The sequence below is a fragment of the Leptospira interrogans genome (assembly GCF_900156205.1).
GTDB lineage: Bacteria > Spirochaetota > Leptospiria > Leptospirales > Leptospiraceae > Leptospira > Leptospira interrogans.
The window spans coordinates 179,538-196,546 of sequence record NZ_FTNA01000001.1; the positions used below are offsets into that span (position 1 = coordinate 179,538).

A 17,009-nucleotide genomic window follows, 5' to 3' on the forward strand; every position below is an offset into this window, starting at 1 on the left:
TGAAATTACCTTTAGAATTAACCCAAAAACTGAAAAGAAATCCAATTATCAATTGTATGTTAGTTCCTGCTACGGATTACGTCGTCTTTGGATTGTTTATAAACTTTTCTCTACCATTAAAAGCTGTAATAGTTTCCATATTTTGAGATTTGACAAGAACCTATTAGCACAACTTCAAGAGACATACGTTTAATGGATGTTTGATGATAACACGAGCCTTACAAAATAAAATTTTTTTTAGCTTTTTAATTTGTTTTCTATTTGTAGTTTTTCTTTTCGATCTTCGTTTTCTTTCGAGACATTACGATTGGGACGCAATTGTATACGCCTACAATATCAATTCCGATCTTATCTGGAGAATTTTTTACAATCCTCACCATCTAGGTTTTGAAAGTAGTGGTTATCTATATCTTAAACTTTGGAGAGAATGGTTCGGAAAAGATTCTGTAATGTTTGGACTTCGTCTACGAATTTTAATTTCTGCACTACTTTTTCTTTTTTGCTTTATTTATATGTATCGTAAAATCTATTCGGATACGTTAGGCGCAATCGTATTAGGTTTAGCCGTCCATTTTTCTCAAGGATTTTGGTTCTACGCACAACATAACGATACCCCATTGATCCACTCCTGTTTGATCGCGGCTTTGTATCTGTTTTGTGTTTATTTTACCAAAAAAGGACATTCCCCGATTTCTTTGATCACCCTTTTTACAATTCAACTTTTTGGAGTTTATTTTCATCAATCGGATATTTTATTTTTACCGTTGGTCCCGATTTCTATTTTATTCTCTCAGACTTGGAAAGGAAAAAATTTTGAACTTACTCAAAAGTTACGTTATACGCTTATCTACTGTTTTTTACTGATTGGAATTCTAACCCTTTCTTATCTCTACGTTGGTTTTATTTTATTGAATAGAAATCTTTCTTCTCCTTTAGACAGCGAAAGAAATTTTGCGAACTGGCTTTTTTTATATGCGACTAAAGACAAATGGGGGAATTCTCCAGAAGCAAAAAATTATGTGATGAATTTTTATCGAGGAATCGGAGATGCGTTTCTCAATTTTGAAGGAGTCAAAAATGGTTTGAGAGTCCGCCTACATTCTTGGGAACAAAGAGAATCTTTACCTTATAATCTAAATCTTACCTTTTGGATTTTGATTTTTTGTACATTTTTTTTCAATTTTAAAAATATCTGGAAACGATTTCAAATCGAGACCATTCTACTTTTGTTTTGGCTTATACCTTCCATTTTATTTTATACATGGTGGGAAGGTTATTTCTTCGAGTTTTGGGTGGGAACTTCGATAGGTATGATTCTTCTTGCAGGTCTGACTTTAAAATCCATCGAGTTTGAGACGTTCTCATTTGGAAGTAGAGCGATTTATCATTCGATACTCTTTATTTGGTGTCTTCTTTTATTTCTAATCAATTTCTCCTTTTCTACATTTCCACGTTCTAAGAAAAAAACTGTAAGTTATATACAGGGAATTGAATTCAAACTAGAATCGATTCTTCCCGAAAAAATTTATCCTGCTGAATCGGAAAAAACCAGTATTTTCGATATGGATTCTAAAACTCCAAGCCTGTAAATTGAAGTTGTAAGTATATTCTATTTTGAAAAACTGCTCTTCAGATATTCCAAAGCTTGATTTAGACGAAAATGCTTTTTAACTCTCTTCATTTTCTACTTTTTTTTCCGATCGTACTCATTCTCAATCATCTATTGAAAGGAAAAATCCAAAGAATTTTTCTACTCGGCGCAAGTTTTTATTTTTATATGTCTTGGAGAAAAGAATTTATCCTTCTTTTACTCTATTCAATCGTTATTGATTATTTTGTTTCTCTCAAAATTCAAACAACTATAGATACTAAAAAAAGAAAACTTTGGCTTTTGTTATCTCTTGCTACTAATTTAGGACTACTCGCCTATTTTAAATATACGAATTTTCTTTTAGGAGTAGTAAACGATCTTACTCCTACAGCAGGATTTAAATTCGCATATTATGATATAGTACTTCCAGTTGGAATTTCATTTTATACGTTCCAATCCTTGAGTTATACGATTGACGTATATCGAAGACAAATAGAAGCCAAAAGATCTTTTTTAGATTTTGCTCTTTATGTTTCTTTTTTTCCTCAACTGGTCGCTGGACCGATTGTCCGTGCACAAACGTTCTTTAGAGATTTAGAACTTCCTCTTTTAGTTCAAAAAGAAGACATTCAAATCGCGTTCTGTCAGATTTTGATTGGGTTTACTCGTAAGATTGTTTTTGCAGACAATCTAGCAAAAGTGGTAGATTCTACTTTTGCAAACTATACAACTCTCAATCCGATTGAAATCTGGACAGGAGCTCTTGCATTTGGTTGGCAGATTTATTTTGACTTTGCAGGTTATACTGACATCGCCATCGGTGTAGCTCGCCTTTTTGGATATAAGTTTGATCCTAATTTCAATTTTCCAATGGTTGCAAGAAACATAACGGATCACTGGTCTCGTTGGCATATATCATTTTCCACTTGGATTCGGGATTATATCTTCATTCCTCTCGGTGGATCTAGAGGAAGTGCGCTTTTCACCTATAGAAACATATTTATCACTTGGTTTTTTGCAGGAGTTTGGCACGGAGCCGCGTATCATTTTATCAGCTGGGGGCTTTGGCAGGGAATTATGATTCTTGCACATAGAGAATATTCCAAAACAAGAATTGCTACTTTTTTAAACGAGAAAGGAGGAATTGTATATGATATTTGTGCTAGAATTTTTACGATGTTTTGCCTAACGTTTGGATTTATCATGTTCCGAGCAGAAACAATGGAAAAAGCAATTCCTATGATGAAGTCTTTACTCTTTTTAGGACCGAACGGATTTGTAGGAATCAAAGGATATTCTAATTATACGTATGGTATTCTATTATTAATTTGTTTTATAGCGTCTTATCTATTCGCAAAAAATAATATAGAAAAAATTGTTCAAAGTAGATGGAAATTCATACTTTTCTTTCTCGCAAACGTATTTATGATTTTGATTTTCGGAATTACGGAAAGCCAGAGTTTTCTTTACTTTGCTTTTTAGGATAAAAATCCAATATGAAAGAATATATTGCATTTATCAAAGATTCTAAGTTTTGGATTCCGGTTTTGATTCTAGTTGGACTCGAAATCGTAATGCAGTTTGGTTGTTATAGACCTTTTTTAAAAAAGAATTCATACGCGGCTAACGTTTCTAGAATTACAGATCACGTTCTTGAAAAACAAAAGGAATTTGATCCCGACGTTTTAGTTGTAGGAACATCGGTCGCATATCAAGGTTTGTCCATTCCAATTTTGAATCAGGAACTTTCTTCTTTAGGAAAAAAAGTTCAGTCTATTGCAATTCCAGGAACCGAGTTGATCGTACAAGATCTGGCCATTTTAAAAACTCTTCCTCATTTCAAAAATGTAAAAACAGTAATTCATGTATTTGAAATAACAACTCCTTGGGTTGGTCAAAAAATTTTGAACCTACCTACTCTTGCGATGATTTCCGAATTTAATCGTCTGGAAGTATATCCTAGAATTTACGATTTCGGTTACCAAGTGAATGTGAATGATCTTATTTACATCACTTTGAAGTCTATCGCTTACAGAAGAGACGTTCAAGATCTAATCTTAAGTCCTTCTAAAAGAATCAAAGATATAGGAAAACGTTTTAAAATAGAAAATCCAAATCCTTGGGACTATGAGAATTCATATCTAGAAAGAATCAGCATGTATCCTATTCAAGATATTTCCGATTGTATAGAAAAGACCAACCCTGCCAACGGCCAGCCAATTCCAAAAGGTTCGGATCGATTTCATAAAAAGGCAATCTTTGATACTTGCATTATTGCAAATCATATAGTGACGCATGCAGAAGAAGACAAAGTTACAAAACAGTATTTCGACCGTCTTAAGATTTTACACGACGAAATTAGAAGGATCGGAAAAGAAAACGGTCAAGATATACAAATAATCGGAGTAGTAGCACCTTACAGTCAACTCATACAAAAGTGGAGGCTTACAGAAAGAAACGAAGTTTGGAAAAGAGAACTAAGAAGAATTCATCCTTCTAATCCGGTTCCACTACTTGATTATCAGGACATGTTGGACGGTCCGGATAACGGGAATTACTATTACGATCTAATTCATCTCAATTCGATTGGAATGAAAAAATTAACATTCACATTTGCGAAAGATTTCAAAGCAATTCTGGAAAAGGAAACCAAATGATCTTTACCTCCACTTTATTTCTTCTGTTCTTTTTTTGTGTTTATATTATCTATTGGAGTTATAACGGGAAAAAATATAGGGAATGGGTGATTGTAATTGCTTCTTTAATTTTTTATGCTACTTGGAGCGTTCCTTTTCTTTTTCATTTATTAGGGATTCTTTATATTAATTATTTGGCAATTCAAAGCTTATTTAAAAAGAAGAGTGTATTTATTTTAAGAACAATCGTAGTTTTAGATCTGATCAATCTGGGAATATTTAAATACTTTTATTTTTTTACAGATAATTTTTACACTTGGACTGGTTGGAAATTTTTAGACCAAAAAACCTTCGGCTTTCAAATCATTCTACCGCTTGCAATCAGTTTTTATACGTTTCAGATCATCGCGTTTGTAGTGGATGTTTATCGTGGAAAGATCATTGAAAATTGTGGTTTTTTTCGATTTGTACTTTTTATTCTATTTTTTCCACAGTTGGTAGCCGGTCCGATCATGAGACACCAAGATTTTTTTCCAATCTTGGATAAAATAAAAATTAAACCTTCTTATGTTTACGCCGGTTTGTATCTTTTGGGACTCGGAGTTGCAAAAAAAATTTTAGTCGCGGACAATATCTCTGCTTTGATAGATCCAGTATATAGAAACCCTTCTGAGTACGACGGTAATTCTCTTTTTTGGGCGGCACAGGGATTTACCTGGCAAGTCTATTGCGACTTTAGTGGTTATACAGATATAGCCAGAGGTTGTGCTTTTCTTTTAGGTTTTAATATTCCAGTAAATTTTCGCGCACCTTTTTTCGGACAAAACGTTCAAGATCTATGGAGAAGGTGGCACATCACACTCGCCACTTGGCTTAGAGATTATATTTATATTCCGTTAGGTGGTTCCAGAACTTCAGAACCTAGGGTTTATTTGAATTTAATCACTACGTTTACGTTAGGTGGTTTTTGGCACGGAGCCAGTTGGACTTATGTAGTGTGGGGATTTTGGCACGGTTTTTGGTTGGTAATAGATCGATTGATGGAAAAGATCGGCGTTCCAAAATTACCCGAAAAAGGGTTTATATGGTGGTTCGTGCGTGCTTTTTTCGTATATTCAATTTTTATGATAGGAGCCGTTTTTTTTCGTGCTCAATCTATCTCAGATGCTTGGCACGTTCTTTATTATGGGATTCCGTGGATCGTCGAACCTACAAAATCAATATTAAAAAGTTCTCTGCTAATCCCATTTTTGATCGGGGGAATTTTACTCCATACATTAGAATATTTTGAAAAGTGGCCTCGGTTTTATTTTAAATATCGAAAAATTCTAATTTCCATTTTTCTAATTTTATTAGTTCTACTTCTTTCCAATTACGCGGGCAAGAGTCAGGACTTTATCTATTTTCAATTTTAAGAGGGAATGATGAATATCCTAAAACGATCGAATCTGGTTCCTTTGTTTCGTAAAAAACTATTAACAGTCCCTCTTTTATTTTTTATTTTTGCACTTTCTTTGGATCGTTTTTTATCCTCTCAATTAGTTCGCCCTTATACAGAAGCAGGGGCAGAATATTACTTTTATGAAATGAAAGACAGAGTGCTCTCCGCCTTAATTAAAGAAAAATCTACCTCCAAAGAAAACCAAAAAACACTAATCTTTTTTGGGACCTCACACATGGGAGAATTCTCGCTCGATGTTATGCGTAAAAAAAGATCAGATTTAATCGTGTATAATTTTTCCGCACCTTCCGCACCTTTTTCGTATCATAACTACAACTTGGAGAAAATACTTTCCTCCGGAATCAAACCGGATTACGCGGTTTTAGAATTTTATCCGGATTCAATGACTGACTTCTGTAACCGTTATCCATTACGTTATTCTTATGATCTTTCGTATTTTCTGCGTTATGCGAATTGGTTTTCTACAAACGACTGGGATACATTTTTAAGATCCAGGGTTTTTAGAACCACTGTATTCCCTCCTAGATTTAAAGAAGCAATGGGAAGAATCAAAGATCCTAATTCCAAGGAAACGATTCTTGCGGTTCGAAATCTTCTCATGACCGAATCGGATAAGTTCAACGGAGGAATTCCAAACGTATTATTGACCAATACTCCTCCAGAAAAATTAGAAGAAGAAGCGATAAAGTATTATAACGAAACCTATCGTTATATTAGTCTTTCTTTAATTCAGAAAAAATTTCTGTTCCAATTTTTAAAAACCGCAGAGAAAAACGGCATCAAAGTGATTCTTTGGTCCCCACTATTGTATGAGGGTCTAGAAACTAGAGTAAAATCTGCAGAGTTTTATTCTATTTGGGAAAACATTCGTAAAGAAATATTAGAATTTAAGAATGTAGTTTCACTCGATATGAATGAATTTCGCGCTCAAGTAAAATGTAAGAAGTATATAGATCCCCATCATTTAAGCGGAGGATGTTACTTAGAACCGACTGAAATTTTAGTAGATCAATTGGATATACAAAAATGAACGAAAACGAACTCACTTTCAATCAAGCTCAGAAAAAAGTAGATCAATGGATTTCCGAATTTGGAGTTCGATATTTTTCAGAACTAACCAATCTTGCAATTCTCATGGAAGAAGTAGGAGAATTTTCAAGACTAATTGCCAGAAAATACGGAGATCAATCTTTTAAAAAAGGGGAAGATCCAGAAGGAATTTCCAAGGAAATGGGAGACATTTTATTTGTATTGGTCTGCCTAGCCAATCAAATGGGAATTTCTTTAGAAGACGCATTACACACCACTTTAAAGAAAAATACAGAAAGAGATAAAAATCGTCACAAGGAAAATCCAAAACTTCAAACTTAAGTAATGTGAGTTTGGCGTAAGAAAAATTTTCTAAAAGTATGAGTCCCTACTATTTTAAAATTTGTTCGTAAAATCGTAATTTGTGAGAGTTCCCACACATTATTTTACAGATAAATCTAAATTTTGTGGTAGTTCCCACATTTAAAGAATCGATCTGCAAAGTTCAGCTTTTAAAATCGGTAAACTCGACTTAAAAAAACCAGGGCAAATCCAGCTTGCCTATGGCAAAGCCAGACTCAGTTCTGGTCAATCAATTTATATAGTAAACATAATACAACAATCATCTCTATTCCAATTTATTATAGAACGCGATCCATCGAACGATCCAGAAAACTCAGCAAATGCCCTTCTAAGGATCATCGGCATTCAAGAAGCGAGGAGCTAAGTTTGAGCGCGATGGTTTGAGTTCCCTCGCATCGTTTTTTTTGAGTTACTACTCGAACGCATGAAAATAGTACCGAGTTATTAACGGCCTAATTTACGAAAAAATAGTGGTACTTAAAAAATAACGCAAATTCGGGATTTACGGCATTTTAAAGCAAGACCAAAATATTCAAATTTTTGAAACAACCTAACACAAGTATTCTATTCATACGTTCGAGTAGTAATTCATGTTAAATTAGAAAAAGCAGAAGTTCTAATATTCATTTAAGACACATCTCTTGTTCTTAGAAAGCGATTTATAAAAAACTGCATGCCTTAGTAAGCTGCTCAAACGCCGCGATTTTATATTTGTTATTGAAAAATTTTAAAATTGATTTTTTAAAAAATGGAGACTATTCTTTTTTAACTGCAAGATGCAGTTCTTTTAAATTAGAATTTTTTAAACTATTTATCACAAATACAAATTTACCGTAATCTACTTTTTCATCACCGTAAATCCAAACGATTTGATTTTTAAATTCACCCTGGGAAATGAATTGTATCCAAGTATTTTCCGAAAAGTACTGTTTCGTATAACGAATATTGCCATCCTTTAAAAGAAATATTTCCTTTTTAATTCCGCTACCGTTCGATTCCGTTTTACCTTTAGGAAGATTCACAGGCAAGGAGTGAACTTCTTTTTGAAAACTCATCGCCACCATCGCAAAAATTAAAAGAATAAAAACCACATCTAACATACTCGTCATGTCGAGGGTGGAATCTTCATTTTCCAAAAGACGTTTTCTTTTTTGAAGATTTTTTTTCATTCTAAAGTTTTAATCGAATTTTCGTTTTCAGAATCGACTGAGGATTTCAGTTCTATTTCCGTTTTATGAAGTATAACTTTCAAATATTGAAACCCTAAAATAGAAGGGATCGAAACACAAAGACCTTGAATCGTAGTATTTAAAGCGAGCCTAATTCCTTCCGAGAAAATTTCCAAACTGACCGAACCTGCATTTTTCATTTCTTCAAAAGCTACTGAAATTCCAATTACCGTTCCGAGAAGTCCAAGCATAGTAGCAATTCCTGCTAGATTTCGAATCCAAGAAATCATCGTTTCTGGAACGAAAAATTCTCTGATAAAAAATTCTTCCGGGTCTTCGAGTAGAAATTTTAAATCTATATTTCGTTTCTCTCCGCTTGGACTATTACCTTGAAGTTTAAATAGGATTTTTCTTTTAAGAACCGGAAGAAAGGTTCGAACCCGGATAAAAAGTCCTAGATTGATAAAACTTACGATTAAAATGAGAACCGAAACCCAAGTACCTTTTGCCAATAAAACTTCCACAAAAATCCCCCGAATCTAAAGGCAGATTCTTATTTCCTTTTTCTTTGTCATTTCAATCCTAACGCAAAACCTATTTCCTACTCAGAGTTATATAATAAAGTTCTCAGTATTTTACGTTGAAACATAGTTTTACAATAAAATTTATGGTATTTAATTTTATAAGGATCGATAAAACGATTTCGTTGCCAGATGGATTGTTTCTTACGTTTTTGATTTGTATAGCAACGTTTACTACTCGGACGCATACAAACAATACCATTCTTAAACCACTTTCAAAACTTGGGATCTCATACAAAAAAGACAACGATTTCAAGTTGATATAATTTTTTGAAAATTTCTGCCTCTTTGTAAAATCGCCATTATTTTCTGGTACTATTTTCATACATTCGAGTAGTAAAGCTTAGAAATAAATTTTTTACAATCCGTTCATAAATTCGCAACAAAATGTAATAGTCCCTACTATTTTAAAATTTGTTATGAATTGTTAGAAACTCTACAAATCAAAACTTAAAGTAGTCCCGCATAACTCGAAATTCATTTAGAATTCCTATCCGCACGTCTTCATCGTAAAAACTCACTTGCCAAACATAGACAAACCATTTCATTAACCGTATGTCTGGATTTCAAATGCCTCAGGCCAATTTCAAGGCTGGGTTTGTTCGTGAAAATTTTAATAAAATCGCAAAAAAATACGATCGGTTCAACGATTGGAATAGTTTTTTACTTCATCGGGTTTGGAAAAATCACTTGGTGCGGGAAATCGAAAATAATTTTTCCGGTCACTTGCATGTACTAGACCTTTGTTGTGGAACCGGAGATATCTCATTACGTTTGGAAAATTCTTCTTTCGTAGATCATGTAACCTGTGTAGACTTTTCGGAAAATATGTTGGAAATAGCAAAGACTAGACTTAAAAAACAAGCTCAAAAAGGTAGAGTGCATTTTGAACTTGGAGACGCTACGAAACTGATCCAATTTCAAAATTCTCAATTCGATGTGGTTTCCATTGGATTTGGTCTTCGTAATGTAGATAATCTCTCAAAAGCAATCGGAGAAATCTTTCGGGTTTTAAAACCGGGAGGAATGTTTCTTAATTTAGACGTAGGAAAAGTCAAAAATCCTTGGATTCGTTGGATCGCGGATTTTTATTTTTTTAAAATCGTTCCGATTTTAGGTTATATTCTTTGGGGAGGAAAAAATGAAATGTTTGATTATCTACCTGTTTCTTCTCTTTCCTATCCAGATCAGGAAACTTTACAGTTGATTCTTGAAAAAGAAGGTTTTCAAAGAGTACAATATAAGAATTTTGTTTTTGGGAATGTAGTGCTACACGTCGCAAAAAAACCTTCTGAAAAAACATGAAATTAATTTAAAATACAGTCAAAGTCAAAAAAAATCTTTCTTGAAATTAAAAAATCCCCTATAATTCCCTCCTCGAATAGTATTGAACGTTGAGTACTCTTCGTCTTTTATTCTAATTATAAAAAAGGGATATAGGGTTATGAAGAAAATTCTAATATTATTGATTGCTTTAAGCTTTGCAGTCTTCGGTTGCAGTCATAAGAAAAAAGGAATATTACTTCCATTTCTAACTTTACTCAATCAAGACGCGGGTGCATCTACAGCTAAATCCGAATCTAGTACCGGAACCGCGACAGCTTCCAACGGAGGAAGTGTAGTGATTGTGGATAATACTGGAAGCGGAAATAATTCGAGCGGTGTACTACTTCCAAATAACAATAGCGATTCCTCCTCAAATGCTACTACCAATTCTCAAACTTCAGGAAACAACTCTTCTTCTGCCGGAAGTTCAAATAACTCTTCTTCGTCTGGTTCAAATTCTAATTCAGGATCGAACAACAGTAATTCCAATTCTGGAAGCACAAGTGTAGGTTCTAATTCCGATTCTGGATCATCCTCTGGTTCCAATACAGGTTCCAGTTCTTCTTCCGGAGGTGATACAAACGCAAATTCTGGAAGTATAAATGTAGGTTCTAATTCTGATTCTGGGTCATCCGGTTCCAATACAGGTTCCAGTTCTTCTTCCGGAGGTGATACAAACACAAATTCTGGAGGCACAAACGTAGGTTCTAATTCCGATTCTGGATCATCCGGTTCCAATGCAGGTTCCGGTTCTTCTTCCGGAAGTGATACAAGCACAAATTCTGGAAGTACAAATGTAGGTTCTAATTCCGATTCTGGATCGTCCTCTGGTTCCAATGCAGGTTCCAGCTCTTCTTCCGGAAGTGATACAAACACAGGAACGGGTTCGAATAATGGCTCTTCAAATCCCTCTACTCCTTCTCAAGAAATTACAGGTATAATTACAGTAAACGACCAAATAGGAAGTATTCCTTTTACGTATAACACTGTACAGACGATTCCTCTAAATTTAGTCGTAACGGATAAACAATCTAAACCTATCTCTGGAGCCACAGTGATTGTTTCAGACAACGAAGGACATATCTTATTCCAAGGAATTTCAAACAACATAGGAAAAGTTTCTGGAACGATCACCGTAGAAACCGCATTAGGACAAATCACTCTAGAGATTACGGCGGCAGGAGAATCCATCTCAAACGTAATCAATTTGATCAATGTAGTCGGAATCAATCGAGAGATCAAATATGAGGTTTTACTTCCAGTCGCAGCTGTACCAACAGATACGGACAAGGACGGGGTTCCAGACACATTAGATACATATCCTCAAGATCCAACTCGTTCTTCTTTAATACGAATTCCAGCAGAAGGAGTCAGTACCGTAGCGTATGAGGATTTATATCCAAGTGCGGGAGACGCAGACTTAAATGATTATGTACTTCACATTCATAACGAAGAAGACTTAAATGCAGCGGGAGACGTAATTAGACTGAGGGGAACCTACCAACACGTGGCACGAGGCGCAGGATACAAACATACTTTCTTTTTAAAACTTCCGGTAGCGGTGGGAGCTACGTTCTCTAGAAAAGTGGTAAGAGAAGACGGTAAAATAGTTACAGATTTAACTACAAAAACGGTCTCTTCATCGGATCTAAATCTAGGAATCCAAATCCACGAAGAATCCAATAAAACTACATCCAATCCAAACGTAAATCCGGGAGGAGTATATAAACCTGGATATATAGCAACGATCGAAATCGTATTTAATTCTCCTGTTAAAAAAACCGCACTTGGAAGTTATCCGTACGACATCTTTATCAAAGTGATCAATACCGGAAAAGAAATTCATTTTCCGGGACTTTATAAAAATGCAAACGGAACAGATAAATATTTAGATTCTAACAATTTTCCCTGGGCAATTTTAGTTCCAGGAGCTTGGAAATATCCGTATGAAGGTTTGGACATTCGTAAGGACGCACAAACCGGCTATAAAGAATTCAATCTTTGGGTGGCGTCTAATGGAACCTCTTACAAAGATTGGTATAAACATATCACCAATCAAGCAAAGGTATTCCCGGTTCCGGACGAGGATTCCGAATTGATGGGATTCTTGCTCCGCTCCATGAAAAAGAACGCGATTCTTATAGCAATTTTATTGATCGGCGCAGGAGCAGCAGTAGCGTATATTTTGAAAAGAAGAACTCTTTCTCAAGCTTAATCGATTAACAAAAAAAGGAGTATATTCCGATATTTTAAAGGAATATGCTCCTTTATTTAGGATTTGAAGAACTCTTAACCTCTTTTTTGAAATTCGTAACGACGCTTTTCGCTGCCGGGTTTTACTGGTTTTTTTACCGGAACACATACTACCATCCAAATCGAAAGAGTTTTGATTTATCTGCTATTTTTTGCGGAGTTTTAACCGTAGGACTAGCCATCTTTCCAGAAATATTAGCAAAACAGTATATAGACAAAAACTCATATTTTGAAAGAGCTTTTCCAGGGAGTTCTCTTTTAGAGGAAGTGCCAAAACTTATCGTCGTCCTATGGTATTTTAGAGGACTTAAATCGGTTTATAACACTTCCGACGGAATCTATTTCGGGCTTACATTAGGTGCTTCTTTTGGGCTTTTAGAAAATTTTCTTTATTCTACTACTGTGGACTTCTGGCCTTTATTTTTAAGAGCGGTCACTTCCCTTCCGATCCATACATTTACAGCGGGAATCTACGGATTTGCGGTAATGCAATACTATCATTCAAGACCTTCTTCTTTTAATTTTTTAGGAATTTATTATAGTTTATTTGGATGTTTCCTTTTACATGGAACCTTTAATTACATTTTACTCATGGACGGAGATCTAGTCGTCTTACTTCCCTTTATACTTGCGATTGGTTTTTTTGTTTTAGAATATCTTCTTACAATTTCTCAAAACATACTCCCTATCGAAGTCCTTCAATCCATTGGATTATTTCGAGACGATTATACAGTAATTTCTAGATTTACGCGGTACGATTCCTGGATGCGTTCTAGCCAAAGTCAGGCTCAAAAAGTAGAATCAATTCCATTATTCAGACAACTTTCCAAAGTAAAAGTTTTTGTATCTGTATTTCTATTCTTAATTCCAACTTTATTATATTTTATTTATTCAACATTTCCGGAATTAATACCACTCCTTCTTGGGGGCATTCGAACTTCCGAATTCATAGGACTTTTTTTAGTTTATCCGATCTGGTTAAGTGTACTGATACTTTTTAGAGGAATTCTCAATCCAAAGTTTTTTAGAGAGAGAATTCTCAAGATTCCTCTATTTATAGCAGTTACGATTGTTCAAGAAGAAAGAGAGTATCATTCATTGGCATATTCTCTATCCGGAAAGGGATTTTATTCTCCGGTTGAAAAAAATCTAATAATTGGAGATAGAGTTTACGTAACTTTTTACGTAGCAGGTAAAGAATTTTCTAATATTCTTGCAATCCCTGTTTGGTTAAACGTGAGAGAGGACGATCCTGAGTTCGAACCCGGAGCCGTTTTTATTTTTGTAACCCCACCTTGGAGACTTTTATTTTGGAGATTACTAGTCAGAACCAAACAACAGTTTCAAAATCTAATTCATCAGATTTTACATCCTATCGAATCATCTCACTCTATTTAGGTTGTCAAAATCTTCGGCAGAAATGGCAAATTCATTCATAGACGTTTCAAAGAAGGAACCAGGAAGAATTTCCGCTTTTAAATATTTGGCATTGCCTGGAACGGTTAGTCCAATCGAACTTACATTCGCAAATAACGGTAACGTTTTGGATTGAATTTCAACCCAGTCTGGCCCCAAAAAAGACCAACGAATATGAATCTTATCTTTTTTAGAAAAATTTTTTCCTTCTGGGACAAAAGCTCTTAAACTAAGTGGAGCTTTACTCGCTAATACCCAGGTCGCGCCGGAAGAAAATTCATGATAACGAATTCCGTTTTGAATCAAACCTTGTTTCTTAGCCATAAGTTGGTAAGACTTCAATTCCGCATAACGGAACTCAGGGCCCCATAAATTTGGGGCAATTTTAATTAAAGAATAAAATAAAAAGAAAGTGCCTAAAAATAAAGAGAGAAGATTAAATCCACCTCCAAAAGCTCTGTGTAGTTGCCTTGTTTGAGCAGAAGAGGAAGTGATTAACCAAAGACAAAAAAAGGCAACAGCCCCACTGCTTCCGGTCCAAGGCATAAAAAAGATAGAGATCGGCAAAAGTAAAATCAAAACCTTCCAATGATCGCGTAACGCAATTTCTAAACCTATCCAACCTAAAAAAATGAGAATTAGAAAAATCCCACCGTCGTGTAATAAAAATAAGAAAGAAGAAAGTCCCAATTCTCTCATTCCCCCAGCTGGAATTGGATTGGAAGATCTAGAATCAACCCAGTTGAGTACAAAACTACCAGCTCCATTGCCTAACAAAATCGATTGTTTTGTCCAATTCCAAGCGGATCTAGTTTGAAGCCACCCTTCTCCCCCATAAAGATCCAGAAAACGAAGGATACCCCCTCCAGGATTACGAAAACACTTGATCCAAGTTTGATGAAGTTCCTGCCAAGATTCAAACGACCAAGAAAATGATCCGATCCACAAAATCAAAACTACAAAAATAATCCATACGATCACACAAATCGGGATATAAGATAGTTTCCACCAACGATTTCGAATTTTAGGAAAGTTAATAATGGAATAACAGTATGTCAAAAGAGTAAAAAGTAAGATCCAGGAACCTGCACTAAAATATTTTCCTAAGACTAAAAAAGGAAATAAAAGCCCAATGCTCAAAACGATTTTTGTAGGGAAACGCCAATTTTTGGAGTTAAGGTAGTAAAAAAAATACGCGATCCAAAGAGGGAAAAACCAATTGAGAGATTTTGAATCTGCAAGAAAACCAGAAATCGAATCAGAGCCCTCTATAATAGGAGTAAACGGAATTACCGAACCTTGTAAAAATCCTTGAATTAAGAATAATAGAATATTCAAAAATACTCCCGCAAAAAGCCCTTGCCTCCAATACTTAACAGGGGAATCGCTTTCGTGAGAAGAAGATTCTTCCGCTAAAAAATAAAGTATTACAAGCACCCAAGATCCTAAAAAGTCCAAACTCAGACCAAAAGCATATCTAGAGCTAATTCCGGGAAGATAAGTCATATCTAAAATGCCGAAACCCTTAAAAGGAGGTGCATTAAAATAGGTAAAAAAACGTTCTATAAGAAGTAACAAACAGAAAATCAAAACTCCTACTTTAGGATTTTGATAAAACGGTAGAGAAGATTTATAAGGTCGATTGATATAAAAAAAACGGAATATAGGGTCTTCTTCGTTTACAGTTTGTGAATGAAAAGTAGAAATATATTGTCTTAAAAAAATCCCTAAAATAGCGCCAGCAAATAAACCACTCAGGGAACCAAATATTACCGTTTTATCATATAGCAATCCAGGTAAAACAAGAGCACCCGCCATCGTAAATATCCTTCCCGGCTTACGATGATATAGATTGGGAATCAATCCGAAAAGAAATTGGATTGTTCCAATCGCTATTATTCCCGCTCCTTCCGTTTCTCTTACAAAAAGAAAACTTCGAAACAAAAGATAGGAAATAATGGAACAGAGGATAAGGCCAAAAAATGTGGGAGTTCTAAGTGGCTTCAGTTTATGGAATAATCCAGGCACGAATAAAGAGGATTTTGAAAAAGATCCAGATTTCAATCTAAAAACGGTCGAAAAAATGACTTCTTAAGCAACGCGGTTCGGTATAAGAAAATTTTCTAACAATAGGAGTCCTACATTTTGGAGATAATCTTAACGTGAGTTTAACCATGATTCATTTTTCTGAAAAAAATTAGATCTGAACTTTACAGATCAATTCCTAAAATATAGGAACTACCTACCACAAATCACGATTTTACGAGCAAATTCTAAAATGTAGAAACTCATTCTTTTAGAATCTATCTCAATCCTGGCTTAAAATGCAGATTTCGATTCTTCTAAGATATTTTTGATATGGCTTTTATAAAATTCTTTCTCATTTTTTTACATCGGATTCACATTAATCTTGTAGTTCTTAAAGACTACTCATGTATTAACGTGAATTCGACATAAGAAAATTTGGGCAAATCCAGCTTGCTACAGACAACCACCGGACTTCCTAAGCTCTGGTCAATCGTCGCGAATGCTTTTCTCTAACGAGTTAATATTGGATGATAAAAAAATGCGAAAAAATATTTACGGCTCCGGTTGGGAGCGCCATATCAGAGCTTGTCCAAAGACCTCAAAAATTTTACACGATCATTCTTTAGAAATTTTTAATAAAATGCAGTAATTCCTACAAATTAAGTCGCATTGGCAATTTGTGAACTTTCAAATAGTTCTTAATGTCGTTAAATTTTCGTAGCAGTTCCCACATTGGATAGTTTTGGGACAATTCTTAATTTCAATTGATTATAGAACGTGATCTGTCGAACGATCTCAGAAGCGATGCATTGAGTTTAAGGTGAGACGTTGAGTTAACTTCGAGCACCTAAAACACGACCAGAAAACTCAGCGAATACCTTCTCTAAGGATCAGCATTCAGGGGAGTGAGACGCTCTAAGTTACTTCGAGCATACATAGAAACGAGACGCTGAGTTTTCTCGCATCCGCTCCTTTCAAGTTATACCGAATTGACGTTATATTCGTTAGAGCATTCAATATTTGTTCTAAAATGGGTCTATGATAAAAATTTAAGGTATTCAATTTATAGAAATCAGTAAAAACATGGGAGTTTCCACATTCATTTTATCTTTAAGATTTTAAAATCGTTCTTAGTGAACGCGAATTGGGTGCAAG

At 34.8% G+C, this 17,009-nt stretch carries 12 protein-coding genes; 9 read left to right on the forward strand and 3 right to left on the reverse strand.

Annotated features, from left to right (window positions below; genetic code table 11):
- Positions 1–203 precede the first annotated feature (203 nt).
- From BW942_RS00800 to BW942_RS00825, 6 genes are all read left to right on the forward strand, one after another.
- Complete coding sequence (locus tag BW942_RS00800) at positions 204–1,589, forward strand: hypothetical protein (RefSeq protein WP_000632699.1); 1,386 nt, start codon at positions 204–206, stop codon at positions 1,587–1,589.
- Positions 1,590–1,660: 71 nt separating this feature from the next.
- The gene (locus BW942_RS00805; protein ID WP_000898540.1) at positions 1,661–3,073 is read left to right on the forward strand and encodes an MBOAT family O-acyltransferase; all 1,413 of its coding nucleotides are present in this window, start codon (positions 1,661–1,663) and stop codon (positions 3,071–3,073) included.
- Between the two features lie 14 nt (positions 3,074–3,087).
- On the forward strand, positions 3,088–4,248 hold the full coding sequence (locus BW942_RS00810; protein ID WP_000666150.1) for an SGNH/GDSL hydrolase family protein: 1,161 nt from the start codon (positions 3,088–3,090) through the stop codon (positions 4,246–4,248).
- The gene (locus BW942_RS00815) at positions 4,245–5,642 is read left to right on the forward strand and encodes an MBOAT family O-acyltransferase (protein ID WP_000578203.1); all 1,398 of its coding nucleotides are present in this window, start codon (positions 4,245–4,247) and stop codon (positions 5,640–5,642) included. Before BW942_RS00810 ends, BW942_RS00815 begins: the two co-directional genes overlap by 4 nt.
- Before the next feature lie 9 nt (positions 5,643–5,651).
- Positions 5,652–6,719 carry a DUF1574 domain-containing protein gene (locus BW942_RS00820; protein WP_001982901.1) on the forward strand — a complete coding sequence of 356 codons (1,068 nt, stop codon included), beginning with the start codon at positions 5,652–5,654 and terminating at the stop codon, positions 6,717–6,719.
- Positions 6,716–7,060, forward strand: a complete 345-nt coding sequence (locus tag BW942_RS00825) for a nucleotide pyrophosphohydrolase (RefSeq protein ID WP_001004759.1) — start codon at positions 6,716–6,718, stop codon at positions 7,058–7,060. The genes BW942_RS00820 and BW942_RS00825 overlap by 4 nt, the downstream gene beginning before the upstream one ends.
- A gap of 776 nt (positions 7,061–7,836) precedes the next feature.
- Here BW942_RS00825 and BW942_RS00835 read toward each other — a convergent pair.
- Complete coding sequence (locus BW942_RS00835) at positions 7,837–8,250, reverse strand: ExbD/TolR family protein (protein ID WP_000739913.1); 414 nt, start codon at positions 8,248–8,250, stop codon at positions 7,837–7,839.
- Positions 8,247–8,774: a MotA/TolQ/ExbB proton channel family protein gene (locus BW942_RS00840; RefSeq protein ID WP_000453428.1), complete on the reverse strand. Its 528-nt coding sequence runs from the start codon at positions 8,772–8,774 to the stop codon at positions 8,247–8,249. Before BW942_RS00840 ends, BW942_RS00835 begins: the two co-directional genes overlap by 4 nt.
- A 612-nt stretch (positions 8,775–9,386) precedes the next feature.
- On the opposite strand from BW942_RS00840, the gene BW942_RS00850 reads away from it, so the two are divergent.
- The 3 genes from BW942_RS00850 to BW942_RS00860 all read left to right on the forward strand — a co-directional run bounded on the left by BW942_RS00850 (position 9,387) and on the right by BW942_RS00860 (position 13,808).
- Positions 9,387–10,136, forward strand: a complete 750-nt coding sequence (locus BW942_RS00850) for a ubiquinone/menaquinone biosynthesis methyltransferase (RefSeq protein WP_000012765.1) — start codon at positions 9,387–9,389, stop codon at positions 10,134–10,136.
- 139 nt (positions 10,137–10,275) lie between these two features.
- Entirely contained in the window at positions 10,276–12,372 is a 2,097-nt protein-coding gene (locus BW942_RS00855; RefSeq protein ID WP_000721945.1) for an LruC domain-containing protein, read from the forward strand.
- A 44-nt stretch (positions 12,373–12,416) separates the two neighbouring features.
- Positions 12,417–13,808, forward strand: a complete 1,392-nt coding sequence (locus BW942_RS00860) for a PrsW family glutamic-type intramembrane protease (RefSeq protein WP_000928216.1) — start codon at positions 12,417–12,419, stop codon at positions 13,806–13,808.
- Here BW942_RS00860 and BW942_RS00865 read toward each other — a convergent pair.
- Positions 13,791–15,833, reverse strand: a complete 2,043-nt coding sequence (locus BW942_RS00865; protein WP_223809832.1) for a hypothetical protein — start codon at positions 15,831–15,833, stop codon at positions 13,791–13,793. The two genes, BW942_RS00860 and BW942_RS00865, sit on opposite strands and share 18 nt — an antisense overlap.
- Positions 15,834–17,009: the final 1,176 nt, after the last annotated feature.